At 53.9% G+C, this 16,575-nt stretch carries 17 protein-coding genes, 1 pseudogene and 1 CRISPR repeat array; of the genes and pseudogenes, 12 read left to right on the forward strand and 6 right to left on the reverse strand.

Annotated features, from left to right (window positions below; all coding sequences use genetic code 11):
- Nucleotides 1-100: 100 nt before the first annotated feature.
- The 3 genes from cas3u to E0L29_RS08850 all read left to right on the forward strand — a co-directional run bounded on the left by cas3u (nt 101) and on the right by E0L29_RS08850 (nt 5,882).
- Entirely contained in the window at nt 101-2,194 is a 2,094-nt protein-coding gene (cas3u, locus tag E0L29_RS08835; RefSeq protein ID WP_131357885.1) for a type I-U CRISPR-associated helicase/endonuclease Cas3, read from the forward strand.
- Between the two features lies 1 nt (nt 2,195).
- Nucleotides 2,196-2,954: a hypothetical protein gene (locus E0L29_RS08840; RefSeq protein WP_131357888.1), complete on the forward strand. Its 759-nt coding sequence runs from the start codon at nt 2,196-2,198 to the stop codon at nt 2,952-2,954.
- An 81-nt stretch (nt 2,955-3,035) separates the two neighbouring features.
- Nucleotides 3,036-4,281: direct repeats of the CRISPR family, unit length 33 nt; unit sequence GTTGCAACCCGCGCATGCGGGCTACATTGAAAG.
- Between the two features lie 1,157 nt (nt 4,282-5,438).
- Nucleotides 5,439-5,882: a JAB domain-containing protein gene (locus E0L29_RS08850; protein ID WP_242664344.1), complete on the forward strand. Its 444-nt coding sequence runs from the start codon at nt 5,439-5,441 to the stop codon at nt 5,880-5,882.
- Between the two features lie 48 nt (nt 5,883-5,930).
- Here the strand turns inward: E0L29_RS08850 and E0L29_RS08855 are convergent, their stop codons facing one another.
- Nucleotides 5,931-6,743, reverse strand: a complete 813-nt coding sequence (locus E0L29_RS08855) for a hypothetical protein (protein ID WP_165498866.1) — start codon at nt 6,741-6,743, stop codon at nt 5,931-5,933.
- The gene (locus E0L29_RS08860) at nt 6,637-7,407 is read right to left on the reverse strand and encodes a hypothetical protein (protein ID WP_131357897.1); all 771 of its coding nucleotides are present in this window, start codon (nt 7,405-7,407) and stop codon (nt 6,637-6,639) included. Before E0L29_RS08860 ends, E0L29_RS08855 begins: the two co-directional genes overlap by 107 nt.
- A 202-nt stretch (nt 7,408-7,609) precedes the next feature.
- Between E0L29_RS08860 and E0L29_RS11635 the strand changes: the two genes are divergently transcribed.
- A complete protein-coding gene (locus tag E0L29_RS11635) occupies nt 7,610-7,966 on the forward strand; it encodes a hypothetical protein (protein WP_242664345.1) in 357 nt (118 codons plus the stop codon).
- A 14-nt stretch (nt 7,967-7,980) separates the two neighbouring features.
- Nucleotides 7,981-8,373, forward strand: a complete 393-nt coding sequence (locus E0L29_RS08870; protein WP_131357902.1) for a helix-turn-helix transcriptional regulator — start codon at nt 7,981-7,983, stop codon at nt 8,371-8,373.
- Here the strand turns inward: E0L29_RS08870 and E0L29_RS08875 are convergent.
- Together E0L29_RS08875 and E0L29_RS11535 are read right to left on the reverse strand one after the other, a co-directional pair.
- Complete coding sequence (locus E0L29_RS08875) at nt 8,354-8,569, reverse strand: hypothetical protein (protein ID WP_131357905.1); 216 nt, start codon at nt 8,567-8,569, stop codon at nt 8,354-8,356. The two genes, E0L29_RS08870 and E0L29_RS08875, sit on opposite strands and share 20 nt — an antisense overlap.
- A 68-nt stretch (nt 8,570-8,637) precedes the next feature.
- Nucleotides 8,638-8,805 (reverse strand): hypothetical protein, encoded by a 168-nt coding sequence (locus tag E0L29_RS11535; protein WP_165498867.1) that lies wholly within the window; start codon nt 8,803-8,805, stop codon nt 8,638-8,640.
- A 425-nt stretch (nt 8,806-9,230) separates the two neighbouring features.
- On the opposite strand from E0L29_RS11535, the gene E0L29_RS08880 reads away from it, so the two are divergent.
- Complete coding sequence (locus E0L29_RS08880) at nt 9,231-10,583, forward strand: ATP-binding protein (protein WP_131357908.1); 1,353 nt, start codon at nt 9,231-9,233, stop codon at nt 10,581-10,583.
- Nucleotides 10,580-11,179, forward strand: a complete 600-nt coding sequence (locus E0L29_RS08885) for a hypothetical protein (protein ID WP_131357912.1) — start codon at nt 10,580-10,582, stop codon at nt 11,177-11,179. The genes E0L29_RS08880 and E0L29_RS08885 overlap by 4 nt, the downstream gene beginning before the upstream one ends.
- A 443-nt stretch (nt 11,180-11,622) precedes the next feature.
- On the opposite strand, the gene E0L29_RS08890 is transcribed toward E0L29_RS08885, so the two are convergent.
- A complete protein-coding gene (locus E0L29_RS08890) occupies nt 11,623-12,735 on the reverse strand; it encodes a DUF4236 domain-containing protein (protein ID WP_207387770.1) in 1,113 nt (370 codons plus the stop codon).
- A gap of 222 nt (nt 12,736-12,957) precedes the next feature.
- Here E0L29_RS08890 and E0L29_RS11570 point away from each other — a divergent pair, with 222 nt between their 5' ends.
- From E0L29_RS11570 to E0L29_RS08900, 3 genes are all read left to right on the forward strand, one after another.
- Entirely contained in the window at nt 12,958-13,269 is a 312-nt protein-coding gene (locus E0L29_RS11570; RefSeq protein ID WP_207387771.1) for an ATP-binding protein, read from the forward strand.
- A 30-nt stretch (nt 13,270-13,299) separates the two neighbouring features.
- The gene (locus tag E0L29_RS08895) at nt 13,300-14,538 is read left to right on the forward strand and encodes a Fic family protein (protein ID WP_207387772.1); all 1,239 of its coding nucleotides are present in this window, start codon (nt 13,300-13,302) and stop codon (nt 14,536-14,538) included.
- A gap of 486 nt (nt 14,539-15,024) precedes the next feature.
- A complete protein-coding gene (locus E0L29_RS08900) occupies nt 15,025-15,807 on the forward strand; it encodes a type IV toxin-antitoxin system AbiEi family antitoxin (RefSeq protein ID WP_131357914.1) in 783 nt (260 codons plus the stop codon).
- Between the two features lie 189 nt (nt 15,808-15,996).
- Here the strand turns inward: E0L29_RS08900 and E0L29_RS11740 are convergent.
- Nucleotides 15,997-16,086, reverse strand: a pseudogene (locus tag E0L29_RS11740) (transcriptional regulator); the annotation flags it as partial.
- A gap of 9 nt (nt 16,087-16,095) precedes the next feature.
- Between E0L29_RS11740 and E0L29_RS08915 the strand changes: the two are divergent.
- Nucleotides 16,096-16,194, forward strand: a complete 99-nt coding sequence (locus E0L29_RS08915; protein ID WP_242664350.1) for a type II toxin-antitoxin system RelE/ParE family toxin — start codon at nt 16,096-16,098, stop codon at nt 16,192-16,194.
- The gene (locus E0L29_RS08920; protein ID WP_131357917.1) at nt 16,169-16,462 is read left to right on the forward strand and encodes a helix-turn-helix transcriptional regulator; all 294 of its coding nucleotides are present in this window, start codon (nt 16,169-16,171) and stop codon (nt 16,460-16,462) included. The genes E0L29_RS08915 and E0L29_RS08920 overlap by 26 nt, the downstream gene beginning before the upstream one ends.
- Nucleotides 16,463-16,575: the final 113 nt, after the last annotated feature.

Genomic DNA, 16,575 nt, shown 5'->3' on the forward strand with positions numbered 1-16,575 from the left:
ACATGAATCGGCGGTATCGAGGTGCAAGGTTTTTGGGGCTTTTTAAGGCTTTTCCTTGCACTCAAGATACGGAAAATACCGCTTAATTCATTGCTATAGAATGATTTGGCCATTATTCAGCAAGCCCTATGTGATTGACCGTCGCCTCATAGTCGATAGTGCAACCGACTATGCCGAGCGGATTGGTGCGCACGTCATCAAAATGCGAGGTGGCATCACCGTTGATAACAGCTGGTTGATGGAGCCGAACAAACCGACGGTGATTGTATCGACGGTCGACCAGGTAGGATCCAGGCTGCTTTGGAGAGGTTACGGTGTGTCGCCGAACGCGGTACCGATTCATGCTGCACTTGTTGGCAATGACGCCTTGATCGTTCTTGATGAGGCGCACCTGTCGACTCCTTTTGCTTCCACCTTGGACGATGTGGCTCGCTTGCGTGGTGCTGGTGGCCGACCATGGCGGGTGGTGTTGATGACGGCAACGCCAAAGGACCGGACCAACTGCTTATTGCCCGATGAAGAAGATCTGCGTCATCCCCTGCTGGTACGTAGACTCAACAACAATAAGCGCGCAACGCTGGCTAAGGCTTCTCCTGAATCGTTTGTGACCCAGGTTGCAGGCAAGGCTAGGTCCTTGCGTCGTTCAGGGAACGATGTTGTCGGTATTGTCGTCAATACGACCAAGGACGCGCAGGAGGTGTTTGCCGCTCTGGATGGGGAGAAAATTCTGTTGACGGGGCGGGTCCGCCCCTACGATAAGGATCGGATACTCGCCGATGCGATCCCACGTATGGAATGCGGGAGCCGGAACCGGCGGGAGGCGCTTTACATTGTGGCGACCCAAACCATTGAAGTTGGGGCGGATCTTGATTTCGATGCCCTGGTGACGCAGTCAGCCCCAATGGATGCCCTCCGTCAGCGATTCGGTCGTCTGGACAGGCTCGGAGAACTTGGCGAGAGTTCAGCGGTGATTGTTCACAAGGATTTAGGTAAGGATGAGGACTGCCCAATTTACGGCAAGCAATTGCTCAAGGAGACATGGCAGTGGTTGAACAAGCAGCAGCAGGGGAAAGGGAAGGACAAGCATGTCGATTTCGGCCCTGCTGCGATGGATGCGACGCTGGCAATGAACCTACCGCCAGAACGCGACGTCGAACCTGTACGCGAGCTGACGGCAGCAGATTTGCTCGTATTGCGCCAGACGCAGCCAATGCCGATGATAGATGTTTCTTCCTGGCTACACGGTGAGCGTACTCAGTTGTCGACGGTGAGTGTCGTGTGGCGGGCGGATCTGGACGATTTAGAGCGGAAAGAATGGGTAACGGCTGTGCAGGCATCGTACCCGGTTGTTTCAGAAGCCTGTCCAGTTCCGCTCTATGCCGCTCGGTCTTGGATGCGAAAACGCCCTGCGGTTGCGGCGGATCGCGTGGTATCGGGGATGGCCCTGCGTCCTGGCGACATGATCGTCGTTCCCGCTTCTTACGGTGGTTACGGGCCCTGGGGGTGGGATGAATCGTCAATGGAACCAGTCGCCGATATCGGCAATGTTGCCGGTGCGTGCGTGCGTTTGCTGGGTGCCGACGAGAAAACGGAGATTGTGGAGGAGTTGGAACGGTTGGGCCTCAAGATTGAAAATCCGGTGGCTACTCCTTATCCGGGCGGTCTGGTCGTTTCGCCATCCAATCGTCGAGTCAGAGCACGCGCGGTAAGGTTGCGCGATCACCTGGAGGAGATCGTTGCCGTTGCCCACGAACTGACAGACGATCCGGTGGTTATTGAGGCGGCGCAACTTCATGATATCGGCAAGCAGGACGCGCGGTTCCAAGTGATGCTGGGCGCTCGGGAAGAGCTTCTTGCCAAGTCGGGGCATGCATCACCGTATATGGCCTCTCAGGCGTGGGCGTGGTCCGGGTTGCCGGCTGGATGGCGGCATGAGGTCGCATCCTTGACGATGCTGCCTGATGCGGCGTCTGATCTCCTGAAGTATCTGGTTGCTACCCACCACGGATATGGGCGTACGATCTTGCCGGTGGGTGGCGATATCGATCTATGGTATCGGGCGGGGGGCCCGCGATGGGGAAAAATGACTGATGCTCTGAATGCTGCTCATGGCGCCTGGGCTCTTGCTTATCTTGAGGCTTTGGTCCGTTTGGCCGATTGGATCCAAAGCCGGCGTGAACAGGAGGATGTGTAACATGGATGAGGTTTTTTTGATCGGCCTGAGGGCCGACAACCTTCAGGGTTGGCTGGCTGCGGTCGGAACGCTGATGATTCTTGACCGACAGGGGTTGGCGGCCACGATGCATTGGTCCGGTGTTACTCCCGTCTTGCGGAGCGCGTCGAAAAATGAGGTTATCGATGTTCTCTGGGATTACCATCCTTGTAGCGATATCCTCACGAACCTGCCTGCCGGCTACGGTGGGGAAAAAACTAGTCTGGATGTCACGGGGGGGACTGTGATTTTTGACAAGGTCATTGAAAAAACGCATGCCGCTGTGACCAAGGAGAGCATCTCTCAAGCTTTGGTGCATCCTTGGCGCAATGGGGATGACGTCACCTCGCTCGGCTGGGATATCAATGCATTGAAGCAGGGATCACGCTTGGCTGGAAACAAACCGCCGGACAAGGCCCGACACCAGGGTGTTGTTGCGGGTCAATGGCTGGCAGCGGAATCCCTTCCTCTCACCAGTTATCTGCGCCGTGATCGCCGTAAACAGCCTTATCGATGGACGACATGGGGTTTGCCTTTGGACCAGGCTGGCGTACGTGCGGTTGTATTGGCACAGCCGGGTGAGTTTGAGGGAGTCCAATACGAGGCCGATGTGTATCGGAACGGGCAGGTTGGTTACTTTGGACTTGCGCGAACCTTAAGCGGTACTCAAAATCCCGGGAGGCTCGCGCAGGAGGGAACTGCTTATTTTCAATCAGTTTACAGTGGGCATCATCCTGTGTGATTGATAAAGATCTGCTGGCCGAGGAAGGTTCGCGCAAATGGGCCGACTGAGCCAGTAATGACAACTGCTTGGAAAGCAAGAGTTGCAACCCGCGCATGCGGGCTACATTGAAAGGTGCTACCAAACTGTGCGTAGTTTGTCGTGGTAGTTGCAACCCGCGCATGCGGGCTACATTGAAAGAAAGGTCTTGGATTTCAGCGCAAGCCTACTTCTCGGTTGCAACCCGCGCATGCGGGCTACATTGAAAGAGGCTGTCAGCAAACCACCTGGCGAAGCGGTCAGCCGTTGCAACCCGCGCATGCGGGCTACATTGAAAGCTACTATGACTGCTCCTGCTGGTGGATATGTTTCCGTTGCAACCCGCGCATGCGGGCTACATTGAAAGACGAAAGCCTCCGCGAAAGACAGGTCAAGCCCGAGTTGCAACCCGCGCATGCGGGCTACATTGAAAGAACAAGAGCCCAGGCAGACTTTTCATCGCGACCCTCGTTGCAACCCGCGCATGCGGGCTACATTGAAAGCTGGGAACTCCATGATATTAGGACCAGTGCTTAGAGTTGCAACCCGCGCATGCGGGCTACATTGAAAGAGGTCGTTATGCTTGGTCTGCTTATCTCTATGGCTGTTGCAACCCGCGCATGCGGGCTACATTGAAAGTCGTCTCCAGAGGCCCGAATATCTTGGCGGTGGTAGTTGCAACCCGCGCATGCGGGCTACATTGAAAGTGACCGTTATCATTGTGTCGGCATTCAATGCGCGTTGCAACCCGCGCATGCGGGCTACATTGAAAGAAGGGCATCGGGAGCTTCGAGCTCGACGTCGACGGCGTTGCAACCCGCGCATGCGGGCTACATTGAAAGTTGGTGCCATGCATCCTCACCACTGGGTGAAACAGTTGCAACCCGCGCATGCGGGCTACATTGAAAGACCGTGTCTGACCTCGGCACGGCATCGGCTGGTGTTGCAACCCGCGCATGCGGGCTACATTGAAAGAGGGTGGGAGGGCTTGCGTGATGAAGTCTGTCACCGTTGCAACCCGCGCATGCGGGCTACATTGAAAGATTGAAGATCGTCCCCCTGTTGAGCGTGTCGTTGTTGCAACCCGCGCATGCGGGCTACATTGAAAGTACCCAGAGACCATCAACGAAGCACTGGATAAGGTTGCAACCCGCGCATGCGGGCTACATTGAAAGCGCGACTGGCTCAAGGATACCATCCAGGTCAACAGTTGCAACCGGCGCATGCGGGCTACATTGAAAGACAGCTTGATGAAATTGCTCTACATCACGAAGTAGTTGCAACCCGCGCATGCGGGCTACATTGAAAGCTTGAGACGTAGGGGAATCATGAGCCGGCCCGTCGGCTTGAGCCAGCTGTCACGCTCCATGCGGGGGCTTCCCCATATCCTCTGGCGTCACCCAATTGATGTCGCCACCCCAGTACTCATCAACACCACTAGACGGAGCGGCACCCGATTTCGTGTCAAAACAGAAGTCGGAGTCGTCGAGTCTCAGGACTTCGTGTCTTCGTGCTTTCGTGTGAGGCCATTATTTTACCCCGGATTCATCGTTTTTCCTTCTTCTGTTTAAGGAGTTTTTCAGTTTGCTCTAACTCCGAGATCTTCTTGGTATCGGCATGCCTGCCTCGGCGATGCGGCGGTTTTCGTTGTGTCGAACTGACAAGGATTCCTTGACAGTTGCTGTCTCGGACAGTTTCAGCGACAACCTCATGGCTCGCGTTTTCGCCGTTTGTGCTTTGCTAGTCAAGCAACGGTCAAACAAAACTCGCTTTGTCATCATGCCGGCATCGGCAAGTATTTTCTAGCCCTGCTTCCGACGGTTTAGTCATGGCTGCGAATCAGACCGGCTTCGACAGTATCCCTGATTGATGCGGGAGACCGTGGAACTATTTTTCTCGTCGATTCCGAAACGTTCGCGTAGGGTGGCGTTGGTCACGTTGTCCCGCTCCCGCTCATTCCTGATCCAGTCTACCTGTTCGGCAAAGAGTCGATATCGAACATCAAATCAGCATAACCCAATACCACAACCATTTACGTCCATTTCCAAGCAGTGGCCAACGGGCCCTCCTTGGGTGTGTGGCGGTTCCGTTTTGTGCGAATACTCTGTCGTCATGAAGACAGGTATGCCTGCTGTCATGTTGACCTGACGACATGCCTACATGTAAACATGTTTGCGTGAAAGCATCAAGAGGCGTGATGTCATGCCGCTTCGCGGATTGAGAATGCACCCATCCCCGGAGGGGGGCCGGCAAGATAGGCCAGTTTGCCTTTTTGCTCAAGGGCCGTTCGCTTCCGCTCTTCGTTTGTGCAGCTCTCTTCCTCCCTTGCCCAAAAAGTTTGCCTGTCCTCGGGGAAGCCTCTGTCCCCCCGGGGAATGATGTTCAAAGACAAACTCCAGGCAACTCTCAACGATGACGACCATGACACACTCTACCACTCTTCCGCTGTTCACCGCAGAGGCTCCAATGGTGACAATTCCCCAGTACGGGGTAAGGCTGGTTAAGGAAAGCGAGTTCAAGTATTTCAGCAACAAAGTCACGGGGGCGCCTGCGGTCTGCGACCTGCTTCGGGCCATCGGGCTCGATGAGAAGGCGAACGAGGAGTTCTACAGCGTCTATCTCAACACGAAGAACCATGTGCTTGGTATCGAGATGATCAGCCGGGGAACCCTGAACTCTTCGCTGGTGCATCCGCGTGAGGTGTTCAAGGGTGCGTTGCTTGCCAATGCAAACTCGATCATCCTGGCCCACAACCATCCCTCGGGGAGTGTTGAGCCGAGCGTGGCCGACAGGAGCGTGACGAAGATTCTGGCCAATGCGGGCAACCTCCTTGACGTGAAGGTGCTCGACCATGTGATTATCGGGAGCAAGGGCGGGTTTTTCAGCTTTGCCGAGAGCGGCCTCTTATGAGGCCGTTCCGGTAAGGTGCGGCGGGCCCGGCTGAGCCGGGCCTCTGTTTTACTGTTCGGTGGTGAGCGGAGAAGTGGTGCGGGGGGCAGTGGCAGTGGTATCCTGCTTGTTTTGCGAGTAGAGGCGTGCATATGCGTCAGAAGTTGCCTTTTCGCGCTCCATAGGGCCGCGTAGAGTCATTATCTCGGCTTTTTGAGTCTCGGGTAGGCTGGCGAAGAATTCGAGTCTCAGGGCCTTCGGAAGCTCGTTCCAGCCGAGGACCGAAAGGACCTCCTGGCGGAGTTCCCCGTCGAGCAGGTTCCACATGCCGAGCTCGATGGCCGTTTTGGCTGCTTTGGGGGTTATCCTGGTCGAAGGCTGGGGGAGGAGCTGCCGGCGGTGGAGCGAGAGCAGGTCCTGGGCAGCGAAACTCATGGGAGTGAGTTTCTGGCGGACGACCAGGAAGAGCGACCATGCATCGGCTTTGTCAGGCAGGGGCTGGAAGATGTGCCCTTCGAACCGCTTCTTCTCGGCCTCCTCGAACCAGAGCTCCAGTTCCGCATGGGTCATGCGGTTCTTTCGGAGCATGAGCCCGATGCCGATGTCGAAGGAGACGTCGTTGAGGATCTTTCCGTTCTCCTTCAGGAGGGCTTTGGCATAGGTTTTACCCTTGATGACCTGCAGGGTGCGTATGGCTCGCTCGATTTCAAGCTCCTCTGCCTGGGAGAGTAGTCCTGTCGCCTTTTGGATGGCGTCGTCGAGGTTGCGGCCAAGTTTACGGACGGCCTGGTCGAGCATGAAGTTCGAGCCATCGGATGTTGTCGGCGCCAAAGTGCTCGTTGCTTTCTGCAGGGCGGCTTTGATGGTTGACGGATCGGTCATGGCTCTGGGGTTGACGGTTGTCTAAGGATTTGAAGCACCATGAAAAGCTTTGTGCCTGGGCGGCTATGGCTGCCCTCAGGCCGTTGGCCGCGATGGCCTCGTCGCCGAGTGAGAGGGCGTGCAGTTCCTCCAGGGCGATCGATTCGATTTCGGGACTCCGGTAGGGTCCGCCCTTTTTCAGGCGCGTCCATCGCTCCCAATGTTCCTTCATGAAGGAGTCGGAAAACACTCTTACATTTTTCGTCTCAGTATGGGTATCAGTATCAGTATCTATAGTAGTGTCCCTCGATCTGTCCCTCATCTGCTCCCTATCTGTTCCCGGTCTGCTCCTCTTGGCTGGTAAGTCCTTATTATTTATGAAGCTGATCTGCTCCTTATCTGCGCCTGATCTGTCCCTTATCTGTACCCCGATCTGTCCCTTCTGATTCTGCTGGATTGCCGTGCTGGTTGCGTAGTTTATGGCGATGCCGAGCTCGTTGAAAAAGTTGATCACCTTCTTCCTTCCCCAACTCCATTGCTTTGCATAGCCGGCAATCGATACCGCCCTCTCGTTGTCGAAATCGACCTGCAGGGCGAACGCCGCCTCGACCTTTGAATAGGGTCGGTCGAGCGGCAGCTCTTTGGTCAGGGCTTTGGAAAGAGGGATCCAGTTACCGTGTTTCATGAGGGGGGGATGGCTGATTCCCTGAATGGCGGGGCTGGATTTTTTTACGGCCAGGGAGCGTTTATAACAAAAATCTTTCTATTCGTGATGTAGGATTGTGCGGGTTTTATTATTAAGTTGTTATATTAGAACCCAGTAAGTATTTGCTACCATGTGAACGTATCTGGCTTGAACTGGATGGCGAGGCAGGTTTTGGGTATCGGTGAGCGAAAATCTCCTGAAGAAGTTCCTGCTTAGAGAAGTAGAGTTTACCCCCGGATTTGTAGTAGGGGATAATGTTCCGGTAGACCTTCGAGTAAATGCCCCCTTTACTGATTCCGAGCAACTTTGCGGCTTCATCAACCCCTATGAGCGTGTCGTCCGGCTTCTGGGCTTGACTCGTGATGGTGTCAATCTTGGCGGCGATCACCTCAAGTTTCTGGTGAAGCAGCCGCACTTCCTGAGGGAGGTTGTCGAAAGAGGATGCCGTATTCATGGGGGCACAGGTTTTACAGGGGTTCTCAAAATCTTCCTCTGGCTGAAATATAGAAAGATTTTTCTCTCTACAAATAAAAAATAGAAAAACACAAGAAGTTGGCGACTCCCAATGATGGCCACACTGAAATGGCCGAAAGATTCAGGCAGGTGATCAAAGACCAGTTCGGCACCCAGATTGCGCTCGCAAGGGCGATCGGGGTGAAGGACGGAAGTTATTTGACGCCTTATGTGACTGGTCGGAGTATGATCGGCGGGATCCTCAGGAAGAAACTTGAGGGCGTGGGTATCGATGTCGACTACATCATGACGGGACGAAAGCAGGAGCTGCTTTTGGGTGAAGACGGGCAGGACGATTCAGACTCGAACGACGTCATCTGCGAGCAGTGCGCCAGCAAGCTCATGGATATCCAGAGCAAGCTTGTGGAGCTTAATGCCGCAGTTCTTGAGGTCAACAAGATGGTCGCCCATCTCAAGAAATCTTTACGATAGAGAGCGGGCAGCTCCCTACCATCTCCATACACTCCATTAGGCCCTTGTTGCATTCCATCGCAATGGACGTAGCGCGGGCGGTTTTCTCCAGGATGGCGTCCAGAGCTTCAATCAGCTCGGCCTTCTGGCCGGGATTCTCCTCTGCATATTTTGCCATGGCGTCCATGAGGACTGCTTCAGCTCTCTCAGTGTTCATCGGGGGGCGTGCATTCTGATTCTCTGTCGTGGTCGTGTGTCTTCTGTAAGGTAAGAAGAAAAATTTTATTACAAACAGTGGGCCTGTCTCTGTATTTTTCTTCTTGTGCTGTTGAGCGCATTCGCCGCCTTTTTTCTGAGGCGTGAGTTGGTGGGAGGAGCTTCGTCAGGAGTTGGCATAACCGCTTCTTCCGGCATGGCCAAAATACCTTGATTGTGTTTTTGCTGTGCTGACATGATTACATGTCAGCATGACGGCTTGTCAGCATGATGGTGAATTTGCAGAAAAGAAATCCAGCGACTGGGTATGGTGTGTCCGTAAGCAATCCAGCGCGGTGAGTGCAAAGCTCGCATTCATACTACAGGTGAAGCTATTGCGTTACTGAGAGGGGGCAGGCCCTGTTTGAAAAGAACGCCTGATGACGGATGCTTGAACGAGCTGTTCTATAGTATTCAGGAGCGCGACGTTCGAATCATCCCATGTGCACTCGTTCGGCAGCTCAGGTCTCTTGGCAAGGGGTTGCAGGTGATTTGTTTTCTATTGTAACTTCCAGTCAACGGTTCGATAGGTTATACGTGTTCCCGTTTGGAGGGTTTTGTTTGCTGTCGTGGCTATATCGTTGCTGCTACTAGGCATAAAAACATCGAAGAGAGAGCTTTTTATGATTAAACATCTCAAAATCGTCAATGTCGGACCCGCTCCTGAAATGGAGCTGGAGTTTGGTCAGAGGCTGAACTTGCTGACAGGCGATAATGGACTGGGGAAAAGCTTCCTGCTCGATATCGCCTGGTGGGCCATGACTCGTAAGTGGCCTGCTGAACTGAATGAAAAACTGACTTCCGGTAAGGTGGCATTGCCCACCAGTAAGAAGCAGCCGGCTGAAATTGATTTTTCATTTTCAGCTGCCTCCAAAACCAAGGTGTATACCAGTACGTTCGAGCCTCGTCAACAAAGCTGGAGCGTCTCGCAAGGTCGTCCGGCAAACCCGGGTCTGGTTTTTTATGCCCTGGCAGATGGCAGTTTTGCCGTATGGGATCCGGCAAGGAACTACTGGAAATCGAAGGGGCATGACGACAGCCAGAAACGCCCACCGGCATATGTCTTCAGCCCCAAGGATGTGTGGGATGGGCTGCAGAGTAAGGATGGGACATGGCTATGCAATGGCCTGATCCGTGACTGGTCGAGTTGGCAAAAGGAAAATGGAAGAGCGTTTGACTCCCTGATTTCCGTTCTTAAAGTCTTGTCACCATCACCCGAAGAACCTATTGTCCCAGGTGCATTGACACGCATCAGCCTGGATGATGTTCGAGATATGCCAACCCTGAAAATGCCTTATGGTCCGGACGTTCCGGTCGTGCATGCCTCATCAGGGATGCGGAGAATCATGTCGCTTGCCTATTTCCTTGTCTGGTGTTGGGAGGAGCATGTCAAGGCGACAGACCTGCTCGGCGAGTCTTCCTATGGCGCCATGTGGAATGAGGAGTCTGATGCTTACACAGTCGTTCCGGGGCAGGTCCCCAGCGTCAATGCGACCAACGCGGTATTCCTGATCGATGAAGTCGAGTCGCACCTGCATCCAAAATGGCAACGGACCGTTATTCCTGCTTTGATGAAGGTTATGGACACTTTGACGGAGGCTCCCGGTATTCAGCTGATTGTCGTGACCCATTCACCCCTCATCATGGCTTCGGTGGAGACCCTGTTTGATAAAAAAACGGATGCCTGGTTTGACCTTGACCTGGTAGATAGCAAGGTAGAGCTGACGAATCGGCAGTTCATCCGTCGCGGCGACGTCCGGAATTGGCTAACCAGCGATGCATTTGACATGAAATCAGGCTATTCAGTCGAAGCTGAGGCGGTGCTGGATCAAGCTGCAGATGCGCTGAGTAACGAAAATTTTGGTAAAGCCGAAGCCTCCAAGCTGGATAGGCGGCTGCGAGAAGTCCTTTCCGATACGGATCCCTTCTGGATGCGTTGGCGGTATGTTGCCGAAAAGAAAGGGTGGCTCGCATGATTCATGTCGACGAGCAGCCCGAGCCGCAATCATTTGATGCCGAGGTTCGCAGCAAAGGGGTCGCCTGGCTTCGGAAGAACCGTATTGCGCTTGATCGTGCACTGCCCAAAGGAGCAACGCTCAAACCATTCTGGAGGTCTTGCCTTGATGATCTGCATGTCAGCTACAACCATTACTGCGCCTACCTGGCCATATCCATTGAGCGGGTTACCGGTGGAGGATCGGTAGACCATTTCATCGCCAAGTCAAAACGTGTAGACCTTGCGTATGAATGGAGCAACTACCGTCTCGCCTGTTCATTGATGAACAGCAGAAAGCGAGATTATGAAGATGTCCTTGACCCATTTGAGGTAGAGAACGGCTGGTTCCGCCTTGAGTTGGTTTCAGGCCGGATCTATCCCGATCCCGGCTTGCCAGTGGAGCGGAAGGAAACGGTGCGGGCCACCATAGACAGGCTTGGTCTTGATGATGCCCAGTGCCGGGCAACCCGTGCCAGCCATTTTCAAGAGTATCTTGAGCTGCTATATCCTGAAGCCTACCTGAGGAAACGTTCGCCGTTTGTGTGGCATGAAGCGTCAAGGCAGGGGCTGCTCTGAGCTGGCCACTTTGCCTGTTCGAATTGCTTGTTTTGTGCCGTGTACTTGCCGAAAAGACGGGATTACTGTTGCCTTACGCCAACCCCGTCTTGCTTTGTTTTTTTAATGAGGTGTGATTTTTTTTGCCCGTTTTTGATGGTGAATTTGCGACGCATATGCGACGGGCCTTGGTTCGGGAGATTACTTAAGTTATTATTATAAAGTATTTTACGGATTTCATTGCATCTCTACACTGTAGAGGTCAGAAGTTCGAATCTTCTATCGCCCACACCCCATATAAAGCCCTGTAAGATAAAGACTTACAGGGCTTTTTTCTTGCCCGGAAATCCTTTCCGGATGCCCCGATTTCCGCGTTTTTGAGCCTTTTTATATTGATTTGCAGAAAGAGACAGCCCAGGGTAAGCTGTGGCAGTGCGTCGGGCATTGTTTGTCCGGGAAGAGCTTTATTCTGCCAGTTTCGCGGCAACGTCTCCAAAATCAGGATTCTCGGCATAGATGCGTTCAAAGTCCGTGCGCATGCGGGCTTTTTGCCCGAGCTTGCCGTATGCCAGGGCGCGTTCGTACCGGAGGCTATGAAGGAGCTCCCGGTTTCTTCCTTTCGTTCGTCTGAGTGCTGCGCTGAGCGTGGTGCGGGCAGCCTCATGCATTCCCGCGGTGTTCAAGGCTCGTGCTTTATAGAGCAGCAGTCCGGCATGGAGTTCACTGTCGTTTTCCACCCCGTCTGCCAGCCTGATGATCCGTTCCGGCGTTGAAGCCCCGTGCTGCTCAAACAGCAGTTCTGCAAGGGAGAGCCTTGCAAGGATGTCCATCGGCTCGATGGCATGGAGCTGCTCGATGGTGCGCAGCGCGTCGGCCAAACGTTCCTGCCGCTGGTAGAGTTCGCCGAGGGCAAGCAACGTGCCGGAGCGGTTCGGCCGGATCAGCACGCTGATTTCTCTTGTCACCGGCAGGGTCAGTTCGGGCTTGAGGCCGTACTTCGTGAAGAGGGTTCCAAGCTGTTCCTTGCGGGCAACTGCGGAGCGGAGGCTGTTTTCAGCTTCTTCAAGTAATCCCATGCGGAAGGCAAGGACACCGGCAAGCCAGGCCCCGTCGGCAAGGTGCCTTGTCTTGCGGAGATGGTCGAGCGCTTCGCGTTCCCGGCCTTCGAAGAGCTCCTTGCAGCCGTCAATCAGAGCTTCTTCGTCATCAGGAGTGACCAGCCGCTTGAAAAAGCCCATCGAGGGGTTCGCTGAGGTGTGCGGCGCCGGGCAGGAGGAGCCGGATTGGGGCTTCAATGTTTTCGTATAAAAGAGTCCGGTTCCCGGGATTCCGGCGGTGACTCGAGCTCCTTTTGGGCCGATGGTGAACTTTGCTCCACGTGGGCCGACTGAAAGCGAGCCGCCTGATTTGCTGAGGTTCAGCGTAACGCCGGGGAGGATTGTGAGTCGTCGCCAGAAACGTAAGCTCATGGGGGTGGTGTGTGGGTGTTGTTCCGTGAGGAGTTGGCTGTGCTTTTTAGTATAGTCAAAATACGTCAAATGCCCTGTTGCCATATCGACATGATTGCATGGCAGCATGGTGGCTTGCCAGCATGCTGACGGGATACTTCGGCCCCTCGCGTGGACATGGAGGATGTTTGTATGGTTTGGTGGATGCTCTGTTCGTGGCATGATTTCAGAAAAGGGCGCCGGATTCATTAGATTTCCTTCAGTCCTCTGGTTCTGGACGGTTGTGGTTCGGCGCTGAAGTCATACAGAAAGGATCCGCTTGAAAAACGGATCGTGAAGGAGAATTGTGGAATGAATGCTTTGGGTTTACCGATTGATGTTGAGTCTCTCTTGCATGGCCGTTCGGTCGAGTGGGAGCGGCTTGAGTTCAAAAAAGGCTGGAACCCGGAAGGCGTTCTGCACACCATGTGTGCGTTTGCCAACGATTTCCATAACCTCGGCGGTGGGTACATCCTGATTGGTATTGAAGAGCGGAACGGCCGACCGGTGCTGCCCCCGGCTGGCATTGATCCTGAAACAATCGACTCCATCCAGAAGGAGATTCTCGGCCTGGGGAACAATGCCATGTTGCCGGCCTATCATCCCCTCACTCTGCCTGCATGAGTCAAGGACAGGGATATCCTTGTTATCTGGGTGCCTGGAGGAGAGAGTCGGCCTTACAAGGCAAAGGTCGGCCTGTCGGCTAAATCCAGCGACTGGGCATGGTATATCCGGAAGCAATCCAGCACGATCAGGGCAAAGCAAGCTGATGAGCAGGAGCTGATCAGCTTGACGGCCAAGGTTCCCTTTGATGACCGGTACAACCAGTCGGCCTCGCTGCAAGATCTTTCCTTGCGGTTGATTGAGGAGTTTCTCAGGGAGGTCGGGAGCGGATTGGCTGACCAGGCACATGATATGCCTGTCGAGCAACTCGGGCGAATGATGAATATTGTGGGCGGTTCATCAGAGAGGGCATTTCCCAAGAATGTCGGCTTGATGTTTTTCAACCCCAAGCCGGAGCAGTTTTTCCCTGCGACGCAAATTGACGTGGTCTGGTTTCCCGATGGGCCTGGCGGTGATGTGTTCGAGGAAAAGAGCTTCACGGGCCCGTTGGACCGCATGACTCGGGATGCCCTCAGCCACATCGAAAGGAACTACCTCAAGGAAACGGTTATTAAGCATCCGGATCGAGCGGAAGCCGAACGGCTGTGGAACTACCCTTACTCAGCCATAGAGGAGGCTGTCGTCAACGCGGTGTATCACCGTTCCTATGAAGATCGCGAGCCTATTGAGGTTCGTATAACGCCTGACGAGTTGATCGTGGTGAGCTACCCTGGGCCGGATAGGTCGGTGAATATGAGCGACCTCGTTGCGGGAAAGGCTGTGAGCCGTCGCTATCGCAACCGGCGGATCGGCGAGTTTTTCAAAGAGCTGGATCTGACCGAGGGGCGGTCGACCGGGATTCCCAAAATCCTGCGGGCTGTAAAACGGAACGGCTCCCCTGACCCTGAGTTCGAGACAGATGAGGAACGGAACTATTTCCTTGTGAGATTTCCGGTACACCCGAAATCGGTTCGCCAAGCCGAGACATCTGTCAATCAAAATGATCACGATGGTCATCGCATGACAGGTGAAGCTACAGGTGAAGCTACAGGTGAAGCTGCAGGTGAAGCTATTGCTTTACTGAGGGTTCTGGCGAATGCTCCGCTATCAAGGAGTGCATCTCAGAATGCTCTCAATCTGAAAAGTCAGGCCTATTTTAGGGAGCGCTATCTTGAACCGGCCCTTGCCGGCGGTTTGGTTGAGATGACTCTGCCTGATTCACCCCGCAGCCCAAATCAGCGTTATCGTTTGACTGACAAAGGACTGATGCTACTGGAAAAGAAAGTCTGACGGGGAGGGTAAGCTATTGCGCATTTCTGCGTTTTTCTCAAGTCGATGCTTGATGAAACGGGTTGCCCTGCGTGCAGCATTTCAGCTTCTGCTGCCATGAACTGCACGGTGCGGTTCATGGGGCATGATGCGGATGTCCGGTACAGGGCGTACCATGCCCCCTTTATGGCATTCTACCTGGCTGAAGCTTAGTTCCGCGGAGAGCCTCATCTCTCCCGCACCACGATTCCGACCTACGGCAGGCTGATTTGCCTTGCTGGTATGCTGATCGGCTTGATCTTTGTCGGGCGGGCGATGCCGAAAGCCGGGTACATGAGCACTGAACCGGGGCATCTTATCTGGTGTTGTGTGACTGCTTGGCTGTGGAGAAATGTTTAGAAGCTATCAGGGCGGTTCCTCTTGATTGCCATTTTTTTACATGATGATTCAGTTGCCGAAAGTAACGAAAAGTGTTGCTTTTGTTGATCGATTCATGTAATTATCAGTATGAAACTCTCCACCTACATAGATGGGTTGCTGGAAAAAGGTATCTGTTCCTTCAGCGGTGTTGATGCTGTTTCAGCTCTTGGCTCCGGCGAAAGTGCCGTTCGCGCTGCCTTGCGTCGGTTACGGCATAAAGGCGAGCTCGCCATGCCCGTACGTGGCTTTTATGTGATTGTTTCCCCTGAATATCGACAGATGGGATGCCTGCCGGCGAGCCAGTTTATTCCTGCTTTGATGCAGTATCTGAAAGAGCCCTATTATACCGGCCTCCTTTCTGCTGCCGAGTTCTATGGCGCTGCCCATCAACGCCCTCAGGCCTTTCAGGTTGTAACGGAGCATTCCCGACCAGGAATTATCTGTGGTATGGTCAAAGTGGATTTCATCAAGCGCAAAAATGCCTCCTTGATGCCGACTCGGGACTTTAAAACTCCGCGTGGCTACCTGAAGGTGTCTACCCCGGAAGTAACCGCTTTTGATGTGGTGGGCTATCCTCACCATGCAGCAGGACTTGACAATGTCGTTACTGTTCTGGTGGAATTGGCAGAATCGCTTGATCCCGCAGCACTGGCTGCTATAGCCGATCTTTCACCAGTATCCTGGGCTCAGCGCCTGGGTTATCTTCTTGGATTTATCGGGGAGACGGAACTTGCTGAAGGCTTGGCTGGCTATGTTGCCGAGCGTAAGCCTGTTCCCGCGCTGTTATCCCCATCGCACCCATCTCATGGCGTTCGGCAGGATCCAAAATGGCGACTATTTCCGAATCAAAGTGTTAATCCTAACATATGATATGATCCCTCTTGATTATATCGCCGAATGGCGCGCCCATGCGCCATGGCAGCAGATGTCCCGGATTGAGCAGGACTTGATCATATGCCGTGATTTTGAGCTATAGGGTTTAGCCCCCAACCTGAATCTCAGCAAGGAGCCTGCCTTCCAGTGGGGGGCGGGGAAATTCGTTCTAGGAAATTGACCCTATCAAGCACGTGCTCCCAATCCCTTACGTTTCACCAGAGATAGCAATTTCAGGGCCGGTCCGGCAGGTTTCTTCTCTCCACGTTCGCACTTCTCCTGACCATCGGCTTTTCGAAGAAATCACAAAAGACACCGGCGCAGGAGATCGCGCTGGCCGAACAGAGAAAAAAAGATTATGAGAAGCGACTGGAAAAGGGATGAACTGCAGGTGTTCATCGATGAACAAAAAGCCACCCGCCCCGGCTTCGCCGAAGGCTATGGCGAGGGGTACCGGAATTTCCGCATCGGCGTCATGCTCAAACAGGCCCGACTCAATACCGGCATGTCACAGGTCGAGGTGGCAGAGAGGCTGAAAACCAACAAGTCGGCAATATCCCGCATAGAGAACCATGCCGAAGACGTCAAGCTCTCCACCCTCGTCAACTACTGCGAAGCGCTTGGCAAGAAACTTGACCTCCTCATTCATTGAATGGCCGCCAGCCTTGAAACAGGGCTGGCACCCATACCTCTCCCCTCTCATTACAGCAAAGCCCTATTCAGTGTTTGAATAATCAGTCATTATGTGCCGGGAGTGATTGTAAT

The sequence above is a fragment of the Chlorobium sp. N1 genome (assembly GCF_004332115.1).
In the GTDB taxonomy this organism is placed as follows: Bacteria; Bacteroidota; Chlorobiia; order Chlorobiales; family Chlorobiaceae; genus Chlorobium.